The 2,691-nt window shown below is 63.1% G+C and carries 3 protein-coding genes; 1 reads left to right on the plus strand and 2 read right to left on the minus strand.

All coding sequences use genetic code 11. The features are described from left to right. On the minus strand, positions 1–419 hold a 419-nt coding region (locus tag EN939_RS28820; RefSeq protein ID WP_164751302.1), incomplete at its 3' end, for a CaiB/BaiF CoA transferase family protein. A 99-nt stretch (positions 420–518) separates the two neighbouring features. After that, positions 519–1,451, minus strand: coding sequence for an alpha/beta fold hydrolase (locus tag EN939_RS28825; protein WP_127271101.1), 933 nt, complete (start codon positions 1,449–1,451; stop codon positions 519–521). Positions 1,452–1,633: 182 nt separating this feature from the next. Between EN939_RS28825 and EN939_RS28830 the strand changes: the two genes are divergently transcribed. Continuing rightward, the gene (locus EN939_RS28830) at positions 1,634–2,641 is read left to right on the plus strand and encodes a ribonuclease T2 family protein (protein WP_127271103.1); all 1,008 of its coding nucleotides are present in this window, start codon (positions 1,634–1,636) and stop codon (positions 2,639–2,641) included. Positions 2,642–2,691: the final 50 nt, after the last annotated feature.

Below are 2,691 nucleotides of genomic sequence, written 5' to 3' on the forward strand. Positions count from 1 at the left end.
TAGGGTCCGTCCTGACCGAAGCCGGTGATCGAGCAATAGACGAGGCGCGGGTTGATCTGGCGCAGGCTGTCATAGTCGAGGCCGTATTTCTTCAAGCCGCCGAGCTTGAAGTTCTCGATCAGCACGTCCGAGGTGGCGACCAGCCGGCGCACGGTCTCCGCGCCTTCCGGCGTCGAGAAATCGATGGCGATGGAGCGCTTGCCGCGATTGCAGGAATGGTAATAGGCGGCCGACAGGTTCTCGCCGTCCTTGCCCATGACGAAGGGCGGGCCCCATTTGCGGGTGTCGTCGCCGCCATCGGGGCTCTCGACCTTGATGACATCGGCGCCGAGATCGGCGAGCAACTGCCCGGCCCATGGCCCGGCAAGGATGCGGGCGAGTTCGACGACGCGGACGCCTTTCAGCGGGGGCTCAGCCATGAATCACCGTGATTGCCGCAATCACCGTGATTGCTGCGAAACCAGAGCCTCTATCAAGCCCTGCAACGGCTGTCACGGCTCTTGCAATGGGCCAATCCGTCACGCTTTGAGGACTTCGTCGGCCCAAATGGCGAAATCATCCATGATCATGTCGCGATTCACCTCGTTCAGGCTTTCGTGGCGGGTGTCGGCGTAAACCTTTGAAACCAGATTCGAAAAGCCCATGGCGCGCATGCGGCTGGCAAGATGCGTGATCCCTTTGCCATAATCCGAGGCGGGATCCCTTTCGCCGCCGACGATGCTGATGGGCAGGTCGCGTCGGATACCGGCAAAGCCGGCATCCTTGCCGCCGTTCAGCGCCATGCCGACGACGTCGCGCCACATCGACACCGAAGCATCCCAGCCGCAGAGCGGATCGGCGATGTATTTCGCCACTTCCGCCTCGTCGCGCGACAGCCAGTCGAACAATGTGCGGTGGTTGGGCACCGCCTTGCCCCAAGCCTGGAAGGTGAGCTTCGGCAGCAGACGCGATGGCACGTCGGAGCCGAGCCGCATTCTCTCCCAGGCAAGGACGCCCAGCGCCACCTGCCCGAGCAGGCCTTGAGAGAAATTGCCGTTCCAGATCGCGGCGGCATGGACGCGGGGCGAATGACTTAAAAGGAAATTCAACGCCACGGATGCGCCCATCGAATGACCAAACAGGATGACCGGTCTGTTTGGCTGTTCGCTGGCGATGAGGTCATGGATGGCGCCGATATCGGCGATCACCTTGGCGGGGCCATCCCTGTCGGCAAATCTGCCGAGCGGCGCGTCGGGGGCTTTGGTCGCGCCATGGCCGCGATGATCGTGGACATAGACGTGGAAGCCGCGGGAGCCAAGAAAATCGGCAAAGCGGGCATAGCGCGCTGCGTGCTCGGCCAATCCATGATTGATCTGGACGACGGCGCGTGCCCGGCCGTCGGCCTGCCTGACGAAAAGATTGAGCTCGGCACCGGTCGGCGAGGCAACCACGCGCTGCTGGCTGAATGACATGCCGCCTGGTCCCGCCCTTGCATTATCGTCGTTGGCTTTGTTTGCGCCGGCCCACATTATGCGTCAATCCGGCAAACCCGCTTTTCGCGACGATGTTTCTTGCGTTTGGCCAGCAAAATATCGCAATTCTGACATGGAGACAGCTTCAGTCTGTCGCCCACTTGTCCAGCCGGGGATTTTCCATGCGTAGTGCTGTCATTTTCGGATTGGCCATGCTGGCGGCGTCGCTGGCCGGGGCGGCGCGTGCCGACGTCAAGATGAGCGGCAGCTTCGTCGCCGACGCTGCCTGTCCGGCGACGCAAGCGATCAAGAACGGCAAGAACCCCGGCAATGTCTCGACCGATGCCGGGAAGAGCTACCAGCTGCTTGCCGGCAACAAGGATGCGCCGACGCACTACCTTATCCTGGTGCCGGGCGCCGATCCGGAGCGCCGCTGGGTGAAGGTCAGTTGCGGCCATGTTTCCGGCAGCAGCGCGGCGACCGTGCCGGCCGCACCTGACGGCCAAGGCAAGCCGGCGGCGTCGGGAAAACCCGAATACGTCTTCGCGCTGAGCTGGCAGCCGGCGTTTTGCGAGACAAAGTCGAACAAGACCGAATGCAAGGCGCAGAACGCCGGTGATTTCGACGCGACGCATTTCACCTTGCATGGGTTGTGGCCGCAGCCGAACGGCAATTTCTATTGCCAGGCGACGGCGAGCGACAAGGCCAACGACAATCCGGCCCACTGGAAAGACCTGCCGCCGGTCAATCTGGACGCCAACACCCGCACGGAGCTCGATCAGGTGATGCCTGGAACGGCCTCCCACCTCGAGCGGCATGAATGGATCAAGCACGGCACCTGCTACGGCAAGAGCCAGCAGGACTATTTCTCCGACGCGCTCAACCTGATGCGCGCGGTGAACAGCTCGCCGGTGCGCGATCTCTTTGCCAAGAACATCGGCGGCAAGCTGACGGCGGACCAGATTCGCGGCGCTTTCGACACTGCCTTCGGCGCGGGGGCAGGCGACCGGGTGCGTGTGTCCTGTGTCATCGATCCGTCGAGCGGCAGGCGGCTGATCGGCGAACTGACGCTCGGCCTCGCCGGTCCGATCGGCCCGAACAGCGCGCTCAAGGACCTGCTGCTGGCTTCGGTGCCGACCAACAAGGCCGGCTGCCCAACCGGCAATGTCGACGCGATCGGCTTCCAGTAACTCTCAACAGAGGTACCGGACTGTCGCCCTGCCGTGCCCTGGTGCTATGC

It is taken from the genome of Mesorhizobium sp. M7A.F.Ca.CA.002.05.1.1 (assembly GCF_003998335.1).
GTDB lineage: Bacteria > Pseudomonadota > Alphaproteobacteria > Rhizobiales > Rhizobiaceae > Mesorhizobium.